A 17,990-nucleotide genomic window follows, 5' to 3' on the forward strand; every position below is an offset into this window, starting at 1 on the left:
TTATTTATATTTTAATAAATCAAGGATTAAGTTATGTCGATTAAAATTAGTCAAAGCCTGTTATTGGGCTTAAGTTTAGTGATCTCGTCTTCATTATTTGCTGCTGTAAAAGAATATCAGCTAGTTATTGAAGAAGGTCCAGTCAATCTCACCGGTAAAACCGTACAGCGTATTACAGTGAATGGAAAATTTCCTGCGCCTTTACTGGAGTTTGAGGAAGGTGATGAAGCTGTTATTCACGTCAAAAACAAGCTAAAGAATAAAGAAAGCTCTCTGCATTGGCATGGTTTATTGCTGCCCGGCCTTATGGATGGCGTCCCGGGTTTTAACGGGTTTCAGGGTATTGCACCTGATCAGGAATTTGTCTATCGCTTTAAAATTCGCCAGAGTGGAACCTACTGGTATCATGCCCATTCCAAGGGTCAGGAACAGGACGGCCTTTACGGCGCCTTTGTAATCTATCCCAAGAACCCGGTGGAAGTTCCTGCACATGAGCAGACCGAGCGTGATTATGTGGTCATGCTTTCAGAATTTCATGAGCAGTCCGGCCAGCAGATCATGAATAATCTAAAAAAATCTGCCGAGTATTATCAAAATCAGCGTGAAACTCTGAGCGATGTTTTTCAGCAAATCAAACGGGAAGGGCTTAAAGCCACCTGGAATGATCGCAAAATGTGGAACCAGATGCGCATGCTGAAAACCGATCTGTCTGATGTAACCGGCTATACCTTTTTGGTGAATGGAAAAACGCCTGAACAGAACTGGATGGGACAGTTTAAACTGAATGAAAAAATGCGACTGCGTTTTATCAATGCCTCTGCCATGTCATTCTTCGATGTGCGTATTCCACAGTTAAAAATGACAGTCGTCAGTGCAGACGGGCAGCCTGTCAAACCTGTAGCGGTCGATGAATTCCGCATTGGTGCCGCAGAAACCTATGATGTAATTGTAGAGCCCACTGCGGAACATTATCAGATTGAAGCTGAATCGATTGACCGTTCCGGTTTTGCGATTGGCAGCTTACAGAATGAATTAAAGCCAGCTCATCATGCCATACACAAACCTATATCCCGTCCTCGTGCCTTATTGACCATGGAAGATATGGGACATGGCAATATGCAGGGTGAAGCACACGAGCAGATGAATCATCAGAATCATACTAGTCATGACATGAATGTCAAAAAAGATACTGAACATTCGATGATGGGGCATAAGCAGCATGCATCAGCTAAAGTTATCGAGCAAGGAGAGGACAATCATACCGAGCATTCAGATACTCCATTCGCTATAGATCATGTGAATCACTCAAATATGACCGGGGATATGCAACATGAAAAAGATGCCAAAACTTCTACGCAGCAACCAGTTTACGGCTGGGCCAATGCCTCTACACCGGTAGGGCATAAAGCTTTGCAATATAGCGACCTCAAATCTTTAACTCCGCAAAAAGATATTCGCGACGCAGAAAGCGAATTGGTGATTCGTTTAGGCGGCACCATGGAACGGTATATCTGGACCATGAACGGCAAGAAATTTAATGAAGCAGAGCCGCTCAAAGTGAAATTTGGGGAACGGATCAGGCTGAAATTTATCAATGACAGTATGATGGCACATCCGATGCATTTACATGGCATGTTCATGCAGCTCGAAAATGGCCAGTCTGCAATAGATATGCCGAATAAACATACAGTGATTGTCCCACCTGGAAAAACCGTTACGACTTTGCTGACTGCAGATGAACTAGGTGAATGGGCGATTCATTGTCATCTGTTGTATCACATGACTGCCGGAATGATGAATAAACTGATTGTAGCAAATGTTCAGGAAAATGACGTTTCGACTCAGAATACTGTGCGGGAAGAGCATTCCCATCATCACATGACAAAACCAGTAGAAAAACAAGGAGATGCTCATGCACACCATTAATCTTTGTTTGAAGCCTGTTTTGGCTAGTGTATTGGCTTTGGGAAATATGACTGTTTTTGCCGAAGATATATCTCAACAGCATGCTGATCATTCGATGCATCATCAACAATCACTCCAATCGTCAGAGCATTATTTAACTTCAGTAGCACCGGAAATTACTGAAAATTTAATTCCAGATTCAGCTTCAACCTATTCCAGCGAACATGATCATCGCAAGGAACATGGAGGGCAAATTTATACGCGGGTCAAACTGGACAATAAATGGATCAAAAACTCAGAAGGTGAGGGAGGCTTACAGTCTGAGAATGAGCTTCGGATTGGCACGGATGAAAATAAACTGTTCATTAAACTCAAAGCTGACAAACAAGAATCCAGAGCAACAGAATATGCAGTCCAAGCTCTGTATAGCCGGAATATTTCAGATTTCTGGGATGCTCAGGCGGGTCTTCGCTACCGTCAGGAAAATTTGAGGCAGCCTAATACTGGGCAAGATATTGAACATGTAGATGCAGTATTTGGATTCCATGGACTGGCGCCGTATTTCTTTGAAACCAATACACATCTGTATCTTGGTGAAGATGATTTTATCGGGCTTGAATTGGAAACAGAACGTGATCTGCTACTCACACAAAAACTGATTTTGCAGCCTTATTTTGAAGTTGACCTCATTCTGAAGGATAAAGCAGCCAATGCCAAAAAGACTGGAATAAGTCATGCGGCATTCGGTCTGGAAACTCGTTATGAAATCAATAAAAAGATCATGCCTTACCTTAATATTGCTTATGAATATTCCAAGGGCAACGAGAAAACTTCATGGCAGGACGCATCTAATTCTGAACAGGGCTGGCGTTATGGAATCGGTTTAAGAGTGATGTTCTAAACAGATATATATGTAAGCTAACTTTTATGAGGCGGAAAATTATTTTCTCGCCTCATCTATGTTCAGCTAGATCTTATTTTTCACAGACTTTCATAAGACTGTAATCATGCTTTTGTTTGTTTTAAATTATTCATTTTCAGAATAAATATAAATACGATTGGACTTATAAAAACCCAAAGTGCCATAAAGCTAATACTACTACTGAATTGAGTTCGTAAAAGGGACAATACCAATAGTAAAAGACTGCCTGAGATCAATTTAACGATGACCGGATAACTCACAAGAAAAGAATATCGAGACTGTCTGGTTTTTAAAATCTGTTTTTCACTCACTGCATAAAAACCAAAACAGGCCATCCAGATCAGTCCTACTATTGCCATCCATATCATGAAGAAGACTCCTGCTGTGCAGTTTTAAGCTTGGCCTGAATTTTATGAACAGCTTTTTGCTGGATAGGTGTAATTTTCTGATGTAGGAAGTAAGCGAGAAGTGCCAAGATCCAGAGCATCAGATCGATACGCAAAAACAGCCAATAGTTCGCAAAAGAATCCAGATAATGCTGGGACCACAAATAATACAGGTCGATGAGTGGAAGTATAAAAGCGGCACAGATGAGAATTTTAAGCTGCGTTTTCCATAAATGCTGTTGTGGCGTTAAACAGGCCAAGATAAAACTACTCAGCCAAATACTAAAGAAGATATAGATTTCATAATTTGTGGTGCCCACAGGAATGTGAATCAAACGGTTTGCATAAAGATAAGCCAGCATGGCAATAGGTAAACCAATTATCATGGTGATATTCAGACGATTCACCAGATAATATCCAAAGTGAAAACGATCCGATTTTTTCTGCATCTGTCGTTTCAGGCTCCAGAGCAATAATCCGGAAGCGATCATGGCACAGCCTAATATGCCTGAGAAAAATAGGGCGAAACGTAAAACAGGTTCGGCAAAACGTGCCATATGCAAACCATATACTCCAGCATTCAGGGTAGCAATTGCACTGTCATTACGGGTGTTTTCAAGCAATTTGCCTGTCGTCGCATTGAATACGAGTTGTGCCTGATTGCGGGTAATAGAATGATCTTTCAATTCGGTTAAGGTAATCTTTGCCAGCTGGGTATTCGGCTGCTTCACGGTAATATTGTCAAATTCTGATTTTCCCCAGTGCCGCTGCGCCGTAGTGATAAAATGTTGAATCGGTAACATCTCCGTTTTAATGGGCATAGCAGAGGGAGCAAGCACATTTATGGTTCGGATTTCTTCAAAATATTGAAATGGATTTTCTGGATATAGCTGCTTCATGCCAGAAGGCAAAACAATATAAAAGAAAATAGCCAGTCCAGTAAAAGTTATAGTTAAAAAGAACGGTAGCGCAATGACGGAACTGACATTATGAAAATCCAGATAGGAACGTTGTCCTTTAAAAGCTCTCAGAGTAAAGAAGTCAGTCAGAATTTTTTTATGAGTAATGATTCCGGAAATCAGGGTCATCAACATGATGAATGCAGCAATGGTGACAATCAGACGACCAATGGTATAAGGTACGCCATATAGCTGAAAATGAAAGTTATAGAAAAAATCTCCGCCCTGTGTAGCCGAAAGCGTTAATTCCTTACCTGTCATAGCATCCAGGGTTTTAAGTTGATAAGCACCCTCTGCAGTTTGCCAATAAATTTTATTAACCGGTAAATCCTGATTCGCTACCCCGATATACCAGTTCTGTGCATCAGGTGCATGTTGCTGTAAATAACTATAAGCAGTTTTTAAAGCAATTTCCTGGTTAACCTGCATCGTGGCAAATTGTGGCTGCATCCACATTGTAATTTCATGGCGATAATAAGTGACCGCACCTGTTAAAAAGATCGCGAAGAGGAGCCAGCCAAAACTTAAACCTAGCCATGAATGTAGCCATGCCATAGATTGACGGACAGATTTATGCATGGTTTAACCTATGAAGCGGGAAATGACAAATAAAACAATGAGAGGAATCAAGCTATAGACTGAAAGTGTTTTAAGACTTTGGATACAGAAGATTCCAATCACAAAACAGACATAAAAAATGAGGGCAATAAAGGCAGCCAGATAAACCGATTCAGCTTTAGGTAAACTCGCCTGTAAAAAATAGGCCAGATCGAGAGCAATCAGATAACTACATAAATAACCAATACCAAAGCTCATGCTTAATCGATACAGGATAGCAAGTGGCTGAAGGGTAGAAATCATGGAAAGGCCTTTATATGAATCTGTATAAATAAATATTGAGGCAACTTAATGCACGAAGCTTAAAGTAGTGACCAGGTACTGTTTCTTATACACTTGCTGATTCAATTTTCCTGTCTTGTCTACTTCTTGACTCACCTCTAGTACATATTGACCCTTCCATGGCGTAGCAATATTAATTTGGCCATGCTTGTTGGTCGTATAGTTTTTAAGCCAGTGCTGTGGGGAATAGACAGTCACTTTGACATCCGCAGCGGGTTTACCCTGATACATGACTGTAAAAGTATTACTGTTCGGTTGAACCGGTACGATATCCAGCTCTGAGTCTGCTTTTAGGTTTTGTCTGCCGGATTTCGCGTGATAGCTGAGTAAGGATTCCCCATAGATCAGTTCATGATGGAGCTCTACATCTGCTTGATCTTTTGTAGAGTAGACCAGATGATCCTGGTGTAGTTGGGGACTAAATTGTTTTTTAGTCTGAATCGCTTTTGCTTGGCTGAATGACTTTAAGGCACCTTCTTGAGTCTCTTTGAGCTGTTCACTATATTCACCAAAGAATGCATGTGTTTTTGCATCTGAAGCACGTTCTAGCCAAAGCATATGGGCCTGAGTAGAAAGGGTCATTGACAGTCCAATTGTCAAAGTAATGATTTTTTTCATGAATTCTGCCTGATTATTGTTTGCATATAAGAAAATGAGCTCCGAATATTCTTTCAAAGCTCAAGCGAAAAATTAATATTTGAATTTTACGGCCACACTGTAATTTGCCGGTGCACCATAGAAGCCTTGCTGATTCGGGAAATTAAATAAGTATTTTTCATTGGTCAGATTATTCCCGTTGGCCTGCAAAGTAATGTGATCATTGAGTTCATAACTGGCCATCAGATTCACAAGCGCATATGCATCCTGTTTGATAATGCCTGCTTGTTGGGTAACAACACCCTCTGTAGCAGCTTCAGGAACTTCTAGATAAGTTTTATCCTGCCATTGCACACCAAGGCCCAGTTTCAGTTTTGGAAGTTGTGGCACCTGATAGGTAGTTAAAAGATTAAAAGACTGGGTTGGATTAAAGGTACGCGCATCACCGCCATTGATCAGATCTTTCAGGCTAAACTGGGTATAACCAAAGCTTAAGTTAAAATGGTTGGTCAGTTGTCCCGCCAAACCAAACTCGTAGCCTTGAGAACGCAGGTCACTGACCTGAGTTGTGCGTAAAGTCGGGATACCATCAGAATCACGAAGCGGATAATTACTTTGCTCCGTTCTGAACACAGCCATGCTGGCGGTAAGCTTGTCATCTAGCCAAGAACCTTTGACTCCGACTTCATAGCTTTCACCTTCGATCGGTTTGTTAATGCTGCCATCATCTGCTTTGGTGGTTTGCGGACGGAAAATCGAGGTATAACTCAGATAGCCTGTATATTCAGGGCTAAAATTATAGGTCAGACCGGCATAGGGTAAAACTTTATCTTCATCATAAACAGTATCTTTTCCATAACTACTGCCACTGCTTTCAGCCTGAACGTAGTTCACACCTAAAAGCAGTTTCAGATCATCATTCAGATGCAGTCGGGTCGCAGCATAAAGGCTCTGGTTCTTCTGCCGGATATGCATTTCACCACTGGTTTTCGACATATCCCAGCTTGGTTCTTCGGGTGTAAAGCTGGCTAAATCTGTGGTCAGCGGATTGACAAAGCTGCCAGCATAACCCAATTCATCCAGACGATTTTTGGCCCAGACATAGCCCAATGAGGCTTCATGGCGTTGTCCCCAAAGCGGATAGGTGCCGCTAAAACTCAGGCTGGCTTGTTGTTCTTTATTGTCATCAATATACATGCCTGGATATAAGAAAATACCTGAAGTACCGTCAGCACCAGGTTTACCGGACAGGAATAAAAGTTTTGAATCCCGGTCAGTCCGTTTTTCCTCATAACTCAGTTTAGCTTTCCAATCAGCACCAAGTTGTTGTTCGATCTCGGCAAAATAGTTTTTAATATTACTGTCCCAGTAGGCCCAGTCCGGACTGTAATTATAATTTCTTGAATAGCTTAACTGTTCACCTTCAGTATTGATTAAAGGATTGGAACCCCAATTGACACCATTTGGATTATGATTCGTTTCGGTATAACCAGCAGTTATTAAGGTCGAATCAGTCAGGTCAGCCTCAACAACTGCACCAATGCCATTTTTTTCGAGTTCATAGTGATCCAGATAACTATCACCTGTCTGCTGATAGCCAAATACTCGGCCTCTGATTTTTCCATCCTGTGTCAGGGAAGAGGAAACATCTGCTTCATAACGTTGGGTATTCCATGAACCATAACTGGTATTAAACGCGGCCTGAAGTTCCTGAGTAGGGCGTTTTCTAATCATATTAATGGTAGCGCCCGGATCGCCAATACCATTATTTAAGGCATTTGCACCTTTAACGATCTCTATACGGTCAAATAAAAAGCTGTCTGGATTGTCATTATTGTAGTTATAGCCTTCAAGCGGAATCCCAACGCCGTCTACCAATACGTTTGAGATTTCAAAACCACGTGATAGATAGGAAGTTCGTTCGGTCTCCTGGTTACTTACAATGATCCCCGGTGAGTTGCGGAGTACATCACGGGTATTATCCAGTGCAAAGTCATCTAATTGTTGACGCGTCACTACATTCACTGTTTGTGGCGTTTCCTTAAGAGGAATATTTAGTTTAGAAGCTGTTGCAGAATTTTGAATAATATAGCTTTTAGTCTGTTCAGAGCTTTCTGTTGTTTGTGCTGCATCAGTGACTATCGTGATGGTAGGAAGTTGCTGACTATTTTCTGCAAAACTTTGCTGTGTCATCAATATGGCAAAACTGAGCAAAGATAGCTTGAAAGTTGGATGATTGGTATAAAACATTTTAATGAATGTAAATGATAATAATTATCGCTAATGTTATTGATTAGATATTTTTAAATCAATCTAAATACAATAGGAAATTTAAATTAAAAATTACTCATTGATAGAGGAATACTTTGCAGTTAAAGCAGATTAAAAGAAGAAGGGGTTAAGATTTTGCTTAAAATAAAAACGATTTATTTTAGTAAAATAATATGTAAATTATTGACTTCATATTAATTTTTTAAATTTATAAAGTATATTCGCTAAATTTTTTTCATGTAGAGAATGAGATTAATGCTCAAATATAAAAAGAAAAATGAAATAAAAAAAAGCCATCACATTGATGGCTTTTTATAAATGATATTGATCAATAAGTTTTATAAGGCAAGAACTTGCCAGACAATACGACATTGACACGGTCGCCATTCGGATTTTCTTCGCGTTGAATATCCATACTAAAATCAATCGCGCTCATAATACCGTCACCAAATTCTTCATGAATCAGTTCTTTAATGGTAGAACCATATACATTCACCACTTCATACCAACGATAAATTAAAGGATCGGTCGGTACGCTGGTTGGCAGGGAACCTTTATATGGTACGATCTGTAGCCATGCAACGGCTTCATCACTTAAGCCAAAAATCTGACCAATCTTTTCTGCTTGCTCTTTATTAAACGCCATCTGACCTAAACATGCAGCGGTTACCCATTCTTTAGAAAGACCAATCTCTTTGGCAACATCTGACCACTTAATTGACTTTAAAACTTTCGCTGAAATGATCATGTCAGTTACTTGTTGACGATGGGTAATCATAATCCTCTCCAAATTATTCTCAAATGAATGTATGCAGAACGCATAATGCAGATATCATGCCAACAGCATTCTAGAGTTCATGCTAAATAGAAAATGAATATTTAAGTGATTGTTAATTATTTGTGGCATAGCTTTTGCTTCTATTTCGATATACATGGCAACGACGCCATTCACCATTACCTGTTCTAATATTCAAGGCAACGGCGCCTAAGGTCTTCAATGATCTTAGGCGTCTTTTTTTCGAAAAACAGGTCCGTATATTGAAAAAGAGGACGACAACATGGCATATCTTGCTCCTGCGGAGTTTGCAAAAAAAGTAGTAGATGCGGGTGAATCCAAGCTTCATATGGCAACCCGTGATGTTTTGATTCGTGCCTTTATGGCAGGTGCGATTTTGGCCTTGGCAGCCGTATTTGCAATTACGATTGCAGTGCAAACTGGTGTGCCATTGATTGGCGCATTACTGTTTCCTGTTGGCTTCTGCATGTTGTATTTATTGGGCTATGACTTGCTGACTGGGGTATTTGTATTGACACCGCTGGCATGGCTGGATAAACGTCCTGGCGTAACTTGGGCACGCATTTTAAAAAACTGGGGACTGGTATTTTTAGGTAACTTTACTGGGTGTTTAGTTGTTGCAGTCCTGATGGCTGTTGTTTATACCATGGGCTTTGCGACTGATCCGAATCCAGTCGGTGAAAAAATTTCTCATATTGGTGAAGACCGGACCTTAGGTTATGCGGCTTATGGTTTCTCAGGCTGGATGACTATTTTTATTCGCGGCATGCTGTGTAACTGGATGGTGTCTTTAGGGGTGATTGGCGCAATGATGTCAACTACGGTGAGTGGCAAGTTCATCGCAATGTGGATGCCAGTGATGCTGTTCTTTGCCATGGGCTTTGAACATTCAGTGGTAAACATGTTCCTGTTCCCATTTGCCATGATGATGGGTGGTGACTTCTCGATTGCAGATTATTTCCTGTGGAATGAATTACCGGTTGCTTTAGGTAATCTGGTAGGGGGTTTAGCCTTAACAGGTCTGGCACTTTACACCACACATGTACGTACTGGCGCGAAAAAAGAATTCTAATAATGAATCATTTTTAAAGGGATCAATATGATCCCTTTTTGAGTTTTCAATATGAAAAAAACATTAAAAGTCGCTATTGGACAGTATTCTACGGCTGGTATTAAAGATCAGAATCAGGATTTTTATGGCATCTATTTGCCAGAAGGTCATGTACTGAAGCAAAAAGGTATAGGCTGTGCGATTGCCGACGGGATCGGCAGTAGCAATGTCAGTCACATTGCCGCAGAAACAGCCGTTAGCAGTTTTCTCTCTGATTATTATTCGACTTCGGATGCCTGGAGCACTCAGACTTCAGCAGCACGGGTGATTCGTGCCACTAATTCATGGTTATATGCACAAACTCAACAAAGTCAGGGACGTTTCGATAAAGATCGGGGCTATGTCTGTACCTTATCCGCACTTATTTTAAAGCAGCATCAGGCGCATATTTTTCACGTCGGTGATAGTCGTATTTATCGAATCCGAGATGGTGAAATTGAATTATTAACCCATGATCATCGCGTCTGTCTGTCTTCGACAGAACATTATCTCAGTCGTGCCTTAGGGGTGGATTATCGTATTGAAATTGATTATCAAAGCCTTGAACTAAAAGAAAAAGATGTCTTTCTACTCATGACTGATGGGGTTTATGAGTTTGTTACAGACCAACAATTATTAGATTTCACCTTAGCAGCAGATCACTTAAATCAGCTTGCCAAATTCCTGGTTGAACAGGCTTTAAAACAGGGCAGTGATGATAATTTAAGTCTTCAAGTGCTCCGTATTGAGCAGTTGCCTGAACCAGATCAGTTTTATATGCACCAGGATTATGTCTTTCCACCCCAGCTCAGCAAAGGTGAAGCATTTGAAGGCTATGTTATTGACAAAATCCTGCACCAAAATCACCGCAGTTGCCTATATTTGGCACACGATCATGATCGGCAACCGCTAGTGATTAAAACTCTGGCAGTAGATTTACAACAAGATGAACAGGCTGTTGAACAGTTTCAACTTGAAGACTGGGTTTCAAAGCGTCTTAAGCACGAAAATCTGCTGCAATGTTATACGCATCAATCAGAGAAAAAATATTTATTCCAGAGTTATGAATATTTGCAGGGAGAAACCTTAGATCGCTGGCTGCATCAACAGAAAAAGCCTTTGCAGATGGAAGATATTCTCCCTATTTTGCAGCAAACAGCATTGGCCTTAAATGCAATGCACCGACTGGAAATGTTGCATCAAGATGTACGTCCTGAAAATATTATGGTCTTAAACGTTGATAATACACTGAAAGTCAAACTGATTGATTATGGTTCAACTGCTGTACGAGGTTTAGTCGAAATTAATCCTAAACATGTGAATCGGCCACTTGGTACCTTGGCATTTATGGCACCTGAATATTTCATTGAACATTCACCATCCGTGCAGTCTGATCAATTTTCTTTGGCGGCAATGGCTTATTATTTACTGACTAAACAGCTTCCTTATGGTACAGATTTGGCTCGTTGTAATACGCTGAAGCAGCTAAAGAAAGTTCAATATCATTCCATTCAAAAATATCGGCCAGATTTACCACTTTGGTTAGACCAGATTCTAAAAAAGGCTCTGAGTATCGAGCCAATGTATCGTTATGAGGCATTGACTGAATTGATCCATGATCTGGAACACCCATCCAAGGAATTATTAAAATCCAAAGCCCCTACCATCATTGAACGTGATCCTTTACGTTTCTGGCAAATCAGTTGTGCTGTATTAGGACTTTTACTTTTATTAAGTATTGCATGGCCATTTATTTAAGAAGGTTGGAGTGAATATAAGTAAAAAAATTAGACAGCGTTCTATGCTTTAGGCAACTTGCGTCACTAGTATATTTACGGCAATCAATCCACAACCAGAAACTACAAGAACTATATCATTACGATTTCAACCACCTTTTAAAATGGGAGAGATAAAAACAAAAAGCAAGGAAATACCATGGCGGCTCAATTTCTCCTATCAGCCTTAAGTACCGTAATCATATTGGCATTTACCGGCTGTACAGTTTCATCCAAAACACCTGTAACAGATAGTTATGGCGCTCAGCCGTCTTTACCTGAACCAAAATCAAGACTGTTTCCGGTCGTCAACATTGCCCCTGCAAAAGGTTGGCCTGAAGGTGTCATGCCGACGCCAGCACCAGGTTTAAAAGTGCAAGCATTCGCACAAGGCCTTCAACACCCGCGCTGGTTATATGTATTGCCGAATGGAGATGTACTAGTAGCTGAAACTGATGCTCCACCTAAGCCTGAAGACAGTAAAGGGATTAAAGGTAAAATCATGAAAATGGTGATGAGAAGAGCAGGATCATCCTATCCAAGCGCCAACCGTATTAGCCTGCTGCGTGACAGTAATCAAGACGGCATTGCTGACCAGAAAACGGTATTTCTGCAAAATTTAAACTCGCCGTTTGGAATGACCTTAGTGGGTAATATGCTTTATGTCGCAAATACAGATGCTTTAGTGCGATTCTCTTATCAGCCAGGTATGACTCAGATCAAAGAAAAAGGAACTAATGTATTAGACTTGCCTGCAGGCCCTTTAAATCATCATTGGACAAAAAATGTTATTGCCAATCCTACAGGGACGAAGCTCTACATTACGGTAGGCTCCAATAGTAACGTTGCCGAAAATGGCATAGCTCAGGAAGAAGGGCGCGCCCTGATCATGGAATTTGACCTTTCTACAGGTCAAGCCCGACCGTTTGCTACAGGCCTGCGTAATCCCAATGGCATGGACTGGCAGCCTCAGAGTGGAGCTTTATGGACCGTAGTGAATGAGCGTGATGAGCTGGGCAATGATCTGGTTCCTGATTATATGACCTCAGTAAAAGATGGCGCTTTTTATGGCTGGCCTTATAGTTATTATGGCCAGCATGTGGATACCCGGGTAAAACCGCAAAAGCCTGAACTGGTCGCGAAAGCAATTAAGCCAGATTATGCCTTAGGAAATCATACTGCCTCTCTGGGACTGACATTTTATAAAGCCAATTTAATGCCTCAATATCGTGATGGAGCACTCATTGGTCAGCATGGTTCCTGGAACAGAAAACCTCATAGTGGCTATAAAGTTATTTTCATACCATTTCAAAATGGTCAACCTTCTGGTCAACCTCAAGATGTTCTGACCGGATTTTTAAGCAAAAATGGGGATGCATTTGGTCGACCTGTGGGTGTAGCTACAGATGCTCAAGGCGCAATATTAGTTGCTGATGATGTAGGGAACGTAATTTGGCGAGTATCACCGAATCAATAAATAAGTAGATGCTAATAAAATAAAAGCCTTATAGTCTCTCCCAAAACTATAAGGCTTAGCGGCTGTAGTCTCTACTTTTATCACTTACCATCCCAGTAAGTTCGCTGTCTTTCGACTTTATTATCGTTGTAATGCGATTATTATCAGCTTTCCTTGCTGACTCTTTATGTGAAACATAATGTCAAAAATTGAGGAATTAGGATATAGAGTATTTGCTCCAATCTATGTAAGCCAAAACTTACAAAAAATAATATATTTATACAAAACTTAACATTATGTGAATTTTCTTATATTTTACAAAGGTTTTTGAAGATAAAAATCATTCAATTGTAGTGTATAAATAACTATTTTCCAGTTATAAACAGCATTAAAATTAAAAGATATGATTTAAGAATCATCTTTTGCTTCAGGTTTGGCAGACAGGATTTCATGTTATAGAAGATATTTATGAACACTTTAACCAAGACGATTGATGGGTCTAATTTCTCTGCCATATATGTGGTCGGGGATCTGCATGGTTGTTATAGCTTGCTCATGCAAGAATTGGAGAAAGTTCATTTTAATTTTGAGAAAGATCTACTGATTTGTACCGGAGATCTGGTCGATCGAGGTAATGAAAACCTGGAATGTGTTTCATTGATAAGTCAGCCCTGGTTTTATTGCGTTCGCGGCAATCATGAGGAAATGTGTATTAAGGGCCGTGACGATGCATGGATTCAGGATGTGCATGCACAGAATGGCGGTGAGTGGTTCTATCTTTTATCAACCGAAAAACAGGATGAACTCAGTGAAATTTTTTCGGCACTTCCTTTGGCCATTGAGCTAAACCTAAAACATAAAAAGATTGGCATTTTGCACGCAGATATTGCGCTGAATGACTGGAATGTATTTAAAAAGAAAATTGCAAAAGGTGAAAATAGAATTCCAGGCTTAACTTCAGCATATACCAATGCTCTTTGGGGTAGAGGGAGAATTCGCAATCATTCTTATCGCTATGGAACCGTTAAAAATATCGATGAGATCTATCTGGGTCATACGATTTTAAAAGAACATACCCAAATTGATAATTGCCACTATATCGATGTCGGTTCTTCTTATACGCAGAAGTTGTGTGTCATTAAAATAAAAAATGCAAACTAAGTACTATTGCTAAGAACCAACTGCAAAACATATCAATAACTTCTACCTTAACTTCTGCCTTTAAAATTAACTTGATAGCTTATTTTTACAAAAGGTGATCTACATTAATTTTTGAATAAGAAACTGTATTTCGTCCAATTTAATTTTGAATAGGTATTCATACAATTAATTTCGCTATAGTGAATTTTTCTCATCTTTTAATGAATTTATATCGTTTTACTCATCTTTAGATTCACGTTTAAATGAGGTCGTACAGAAATTTGGCTTTATTTAAAAATTAGGATAGTGAATCTCCATGGGTAATCAATTTACATGCTCAATCAAGCGCATTCGTTTTGATGAAAATTATCAACCAGCAGACAACACACGTTTAACAACCAACTTTGCCAATCTGGCACGTGGTGAAAGTCGACAGGAAAATCTGCGCAGAACTCTAGCCATGATAAATCATCGTTTTAATTCATTAGCGACAAGTGATAATCCTAAAGGCGACCGTTATTCCCTTGAAATTGACATTATCTCTGCTGAACTTGATGTCGAAGGCAATGGTCAAACTTTCCCTTTTATCGAGATGTTGAAAAGTACCGTCATTGATCATCAAACTAATGAACGCATTGAAGGCATGATTGGAAACAGCTTTTCATCTTATGTACGTGATTATGACTTTAGCATTGTATTGCCATCCATCAGCGGTAAAGTTGATACCAAGCCTGAAAACTTTGGTGATTTGCACGGTAAACTTTACCAATATTTAATTCATTCGGATGTGTTTAAGACCGAGTTTAAGAAACAGCCGGTGATTTGCCTGAGTGTATCTACTACGAAAACCTATTACCGTACTGCACATGTGCATCCTGTACTCGGTGTGGAATATAAAAATGATGATTATTCACGTACAGATGCATACTTCAGAAAGATGGGCTTAAGCGTTCGCTATTTCAAACCTGAACATGGTAATGCACCGTTGGCATTCTATTTTGCCGGTGACTTATTGCGTGATTACACGGACTTCGAACTTATCAGTGCGATCAGTACCATGGAAAGTTTCCAGAAGATTTATCGTCCTGAAATTTACAACACCAATTCGCCTGCAGGTTTGATCTATCAACCAAGCCTGAATTATCAGGATTATTCGTTGACACAAATCGTTTACGACCGTGTGGAGCGTAGTCAATTAGCAGTTAAGCAGGGCAAATGGACAGAAGAAAATTTTATTAAGCCGTATAAAGACATTCTTGAAAAGTGGGCCGCAAATTTTACTGTAGATAATGCTCATCAAGTCCATGCTGCCTGAATGAAGAAATAAATTAACGAATATAGAGATAGAAGATTAGACATGAGCATTTTACTCCCAACATCTACAGCTGGCAGCTTGCCGAAACCGTCTTGGCTTGCCGAACCTGAGCAACTTTGGTCACCCTGGAAACTGGAAGGCGAGCAGCTCCTTGAAGCCAAGCGAGATGCTTTGAGCTTGTCCCTACATGAGCAACTACAGGCAGGCATTGATATCGTCAGTGATGGCGAACAAACCCGTCAGCACTTCGTGACCACCTTTATTGAACATCTGGAAGGTGTGGATTTCGAAAAGCGTGAGACGGTGCGTATTCGAAATCGCTATGATGCGAGTGTGCCATCCGTCGTGGGTGCTGTCGCTCGCAAGAAACCTGTATTTGTAGATGATGCCAAGTTCTTGCGTAGTCAAACTAAGCAGCCAATCAAATGGGCGTTGCCGGGTCCAATGACCATGATCGATACGCTTTATGATGCTCATTATAAGAGTCGTGAAAAACTGGCTTGGGAATTTGCAAAAATCCTGAATCAGGAAGCACTTGAACTCGAAGCAGCAGGTGTAGATATCATCCAGTTTGATGAGCCTGCATTTAATGTATTCTTTGATGAAGTAAATGACTGGGGCATTGCCACATTAGAACGTGCGCTTGAAGGTCTGAAATGTGAAACAGCAGTACATATCTGCTATGGCTATGGTATCAAAGCCAATACGGACTGGAAGAAAACCTTGGGTTCGGAATGGCGCCAATACGAAGCAGTTTTTCCGAAACTGCAAAAGTCCAAGATTGATATTGTTTCACTTGAATGCCAAAACTCTCATGTACCAATGGATCTGATTGAATTAATTCGTGGCAAAAAAGTCATGGTCGGCGCCATAGATGTCGCAACCAATCAAATTGAAACACCAGAACAGGTTGCAGATACTTTACGAAAGGCGCTTCAGTTCGTGGATGCTGACAAGCTGTATCCTTCAACCAACTGTGGTATGGCACCTTTATCGCGTCAAGTCGCACAAGGCAAACTGAATGCTTTAAGTGCTGGCGCAGCTATTGTTCGTCAAGAACTGACAGCCTGAGTATTCATTTGTCTTAAGAGCTGTATGAGGAATACATGTACTTTTACCGCTCTTCATCAAAGCGATAGTCAATTAGGGATTTAAGAGATGATTGAAGCGACTGACTTTAGAAATGCAATGTCCTTACTCACCACAGCAGTGAATGTCATTACAACCTCGGGTGAGACAGGAATGCATGGTTTTACGGCATCTGCAGTATGCAGCGTGACTGATACACCACCGACATTGCTGGTCTGTATGAATCAGTCATCTCGTTCACATGTGCATTTTATTGAGAACAAAATTTTGTCAGTGAACGTCTTAGGTCCACAGCATGAGCAAATTTCCAATGCATTTGCATCCAGCAAATTCAGTTCTGAACAAAGATTTCATTTAGGTTCTTGGACAACGCTAGAAACAGGTTCACCTGTATTAGATGATGCATTAGTGAGTTTTGACTGTGAAATCGAGAATATCCAGCAAGTAGGGACACATAGTATCTTGATGTGTCGAGTGGTTGCGATTCAACGGAGCGAACAAGACCAGAGCTTGGCATATTTTAATCGTGCTTACCACTCTGTTGGACAGTTAGAATTTGCGTGAATGAAAATGAGAAAAATGACAATAAGATAATGTGGATTTTCTCATTTTTAAGATTTGTATCGAATTTAACAAATCAAAAGCAATCGATATTCACCCTCATTTTCAACCGGAGCCCGATGTACACAAGGTAGGGCTCTTTGGGCTGGATGATCGACTGCCAATCGCCAAAGATGTCCCTGACCTAAATTTACAGGTTTTGCATTAGGCTTAGGTTGATAATGCAGATCAAAGAAATACTCTTCCAGAAAACCTTCAAATCCGGCTTCCGGGCCATCATATAATTCTTTCAGCTTTGCCCTGATTTCTGGAATCAGAATCTTTTGTTCCACCTGATCATTAGGCAAGATATCGCTTGCAGCACCATGATAGGTACATAAGAAAGTATCTGTTTCAATCGGAGAGCGATCGACATGGAATGAATAGACATCTGTAGTAATGAAATCGAGCTCATTATCCCGTTCATAGCATTTGAGCAGATTGAGTGAAGGGGAAGCGCCGTAGTCAGTCAGTAGCTGTATATCTTCTAAGATAATCTTTCTTGCCAGATGACCGCTTTCTGACAGCTGGAGTTTCATAAGATCATCAATTGAAACTTCAGTCATATTTTCCTGTAAATGAAGCTTATTCACGATCTCGGCAAAATCACCCGCTAAATTTCTAGACCAGCAAATCGCATTCATCGCACCCTTAAAATCCGAATTAACGAGTTCTGAAAAGTTTGAGACTACACGAATTTGTTTATTGCCTGAAAATTGATTATGCATGCTTAAGTGAAATGACTTATGAACTATGCCTAATATTACCCTTAGATTCCTCAAAATAACT

The 17,990-nt window shown here is 40.3% G+C and carries 15 protein-coding genes; 9 read left to right on the forward strand and 6 right to left on the reverse strand.

The window, feature by feature from the left end; genetic code table 11:
- The first annotated feature begins 33 nt into the window (after positions 1-33).
- Together FTV31_RS06320 and FTV31_RS06325 are read left to right on the forward strand one after the other, a co-directional pair.
- Complete coding sequence (locus tag FTV31_RS06320; protein WP_180013718.1) at positions 34-1,926, forward strand: copper resistance system multicopper oxidase; 1,893 nt, start codon at positions 34-36, stop codon at positions 1,924-1,926.
- Positions 1,913-2,806 carry a copper resistance protein B gene (locus tag FTV31_RS06325; protein ID WP_180013720.1) on the forward strand — a complete coding sequence of 298 codons (894 nt, stop codon included), beginning with the start codon at positions 1,913-1,915 and terminating at the stop codon, positions 2,804-2,806. Before FTV31_RS06320 ends, FTV31_RS06325 begins: the two co-directional genes overlap by 14 nt.
- A gap of 385 nt (positions 2,807-3,191) precedes the next feature.
- Here the strand turns inward: FTV31_RS06325 and FTV31_RS06330 are convergent, their stop codons facing one another.
- The 5 genes from FTV31_RS06330 to cynS form a co-directional block, all read right to left on the reverse strand.
- Positions 3,192-4,751, reverse strand: a complete 1,560-nt coding sequence (locus FTV31_RS06330) for a PepSY domain-containing protein (protein ID WP_180013722.1) — start codon at positions 4,749-4,751, stop codon at positions 3,192-3,194.
- 3 nt (positions 4,752-4,754) lie between these two features.
- Positions 4,755-5,033 (reverse strand): hypothetical protein, encoded by a 279-nt coding sequence (locus FTV31_RS06335; RefSeq protein WP_104426131.1) that lies wholly within the window; start codon positions 5,031-5,033, stop codon positions 4,755-4,757.
- Between the two features lie 45 nt (positions 5,034-5,078).
- A complete protein-coding gene (locus FTV31_RS06340) occupies positions 5,079-5,690 on the reverse strand; it encodes a DUF4198 domain-containing protein (protein WP_180013724.1) in 612 nt (203 codons plus the stop codon).
- A gap of 72 nt (positions 5,691-5,762) precedes the next feature.
- On the reverse strand, positions 5,763-7,919 hold the full coding sequence (locus FTV31_RS06345; RefSeq protein WP_180013726.1) for a TonB-dependent siderophore receptor: 2,157 nt from the start codon (positions 7,917-7,919) through the stop codon (positions 5,763-5,765).
- Positions 7,920-8,268: 349 nt separating this feature from the next.
- A complete protein-coding gene (gene cynS / locus FTV31_RS06350) occupies positions 8,269-8,718 on the reverse strand; it encodes a cyanase (RefSeq protein WP_004785763.1) in 450 nt (149 codons plus the stop codon).
- A gap of 280 nt (positions 8,719-8,998) precedes the next feature.
- On the opposite strand from cynS, the gene FTV31_RS06355 reads away from it, so the two are divergent.
- The 7 genes from FTV31_RS06355 to FTV31_RS06385 all read left to right on the forward strand — a co-directional run bounded on the left by FTV31_RS06355 (position 8,999) and on the right by FTV31_RS06385 (position 17,165).
- On the forward strand, positions 8,999-9,808 hold the full coding sequence (locus FTV31_RS06355; RefSeq protein ID WP_004785766.1) for a formate/nitrite transporter family protein: 810 nt from the start codon (positions 8,999-9,001) through the stop codon (positions 9,806-9,808).
- Between the two features lie 51 nt (positions 9,809-9,859).
- The gene (locus FTV31_RS06360) at positions 9,860-11,584 is read left to right on the forward strand and encodes a bifunctional protein-serine/threonine kinase/phosphatase (RefSeq protein WP_180013728.1); all 1,725 of its coding nucleotides are present in this window, start codon (positions 9,860-9,862) and stop codon (positions 11,582-11,584) included.
- A gap of 177 nt (positions 11,585-11,761) precedes the next feature.
- Complete coding sequence (locus tag FTV31_RS06365; RefSeq protein ID WP_180013729.1) at positions 11,762-13,078, forward strand: sorbosone dehydrogenase family protein; 1,317 nt, start codon at positions 11,762-11,764, stop codon at positions 13,076-13,078.
- Between the two features lie 447 nt (positions 13,079-13,525).
- Positions 13,526-14,218: a metallophosphoesterase gene (locus tag FTV31_RS06370; RefSeq protein ID WP_180013731.1), complete on the forward strand. Its 693-nt coding sequence runs from the start codon at positions 13,526-13,528 to the stop codon at positions 14,216-14,218.
- A gap of 295 nt (positions 14,219-14,513) precedes the next feature.
- Positions 14,514-15,512: a putative oxygenase MesX gene (locus FTV31_RS06375; RefSeq protein ID WP_180013733.1), complete on the forward strand. Its 999-nt coding sequence runs from the start codon at positions 14,514-14,516 to the stop codon at positions 15,510-15,512.
- Positions 15,513-15,554: 42 nt separating this feature from the next.
- A complete protein-coding gene (locus FTV31_RS06380; protein WP_179993025.1) occupies positions 15,555-16,583 on the forward strand; it encodes a methionine synthase in 1,029 nt (342 codons plus the stop codon).
- A gap of 87 nt (positions 16,584-16,670) precedes the next feature.
- Positions 16,671-17,165, forward strand: a complete 495-nt coding sequence (locus tag FTV31_RS06385) for a flavin reductase (protein WP_180013735.1) — start codon at positions 16,671-16,673, stop codon at positions 17,163-17,165.
- A gap of 65 nt (positions 17,166-17,230) precedes the next feature.
- On the opposite strand, the gene FTV31_RS06390 is transcribed toward FTV31_RS06385, so the two are convergent.
- Positions 17,231-17,929, reverse strand: coding sequence for a DUF1826 domain-containing protein (locus FTV31_RS06390; RefSeq protein WP_166137214.1), 699 nt, complete (start codon positions 17,927-17,929; stop codon positions 17,231-17,233).
- Between the last annotated feature and the right edge of the window lie 61 nt (positions 17,930-17,990).

The organism is Acinetobacter sp. YH16031, from assembly GCF_013417335.1.
Lineage (GTDB): Bacteria > Pseudomonadota > Gammaproteobacteria > Pseudomonadales > Moraxellaceae > Acinetobacter.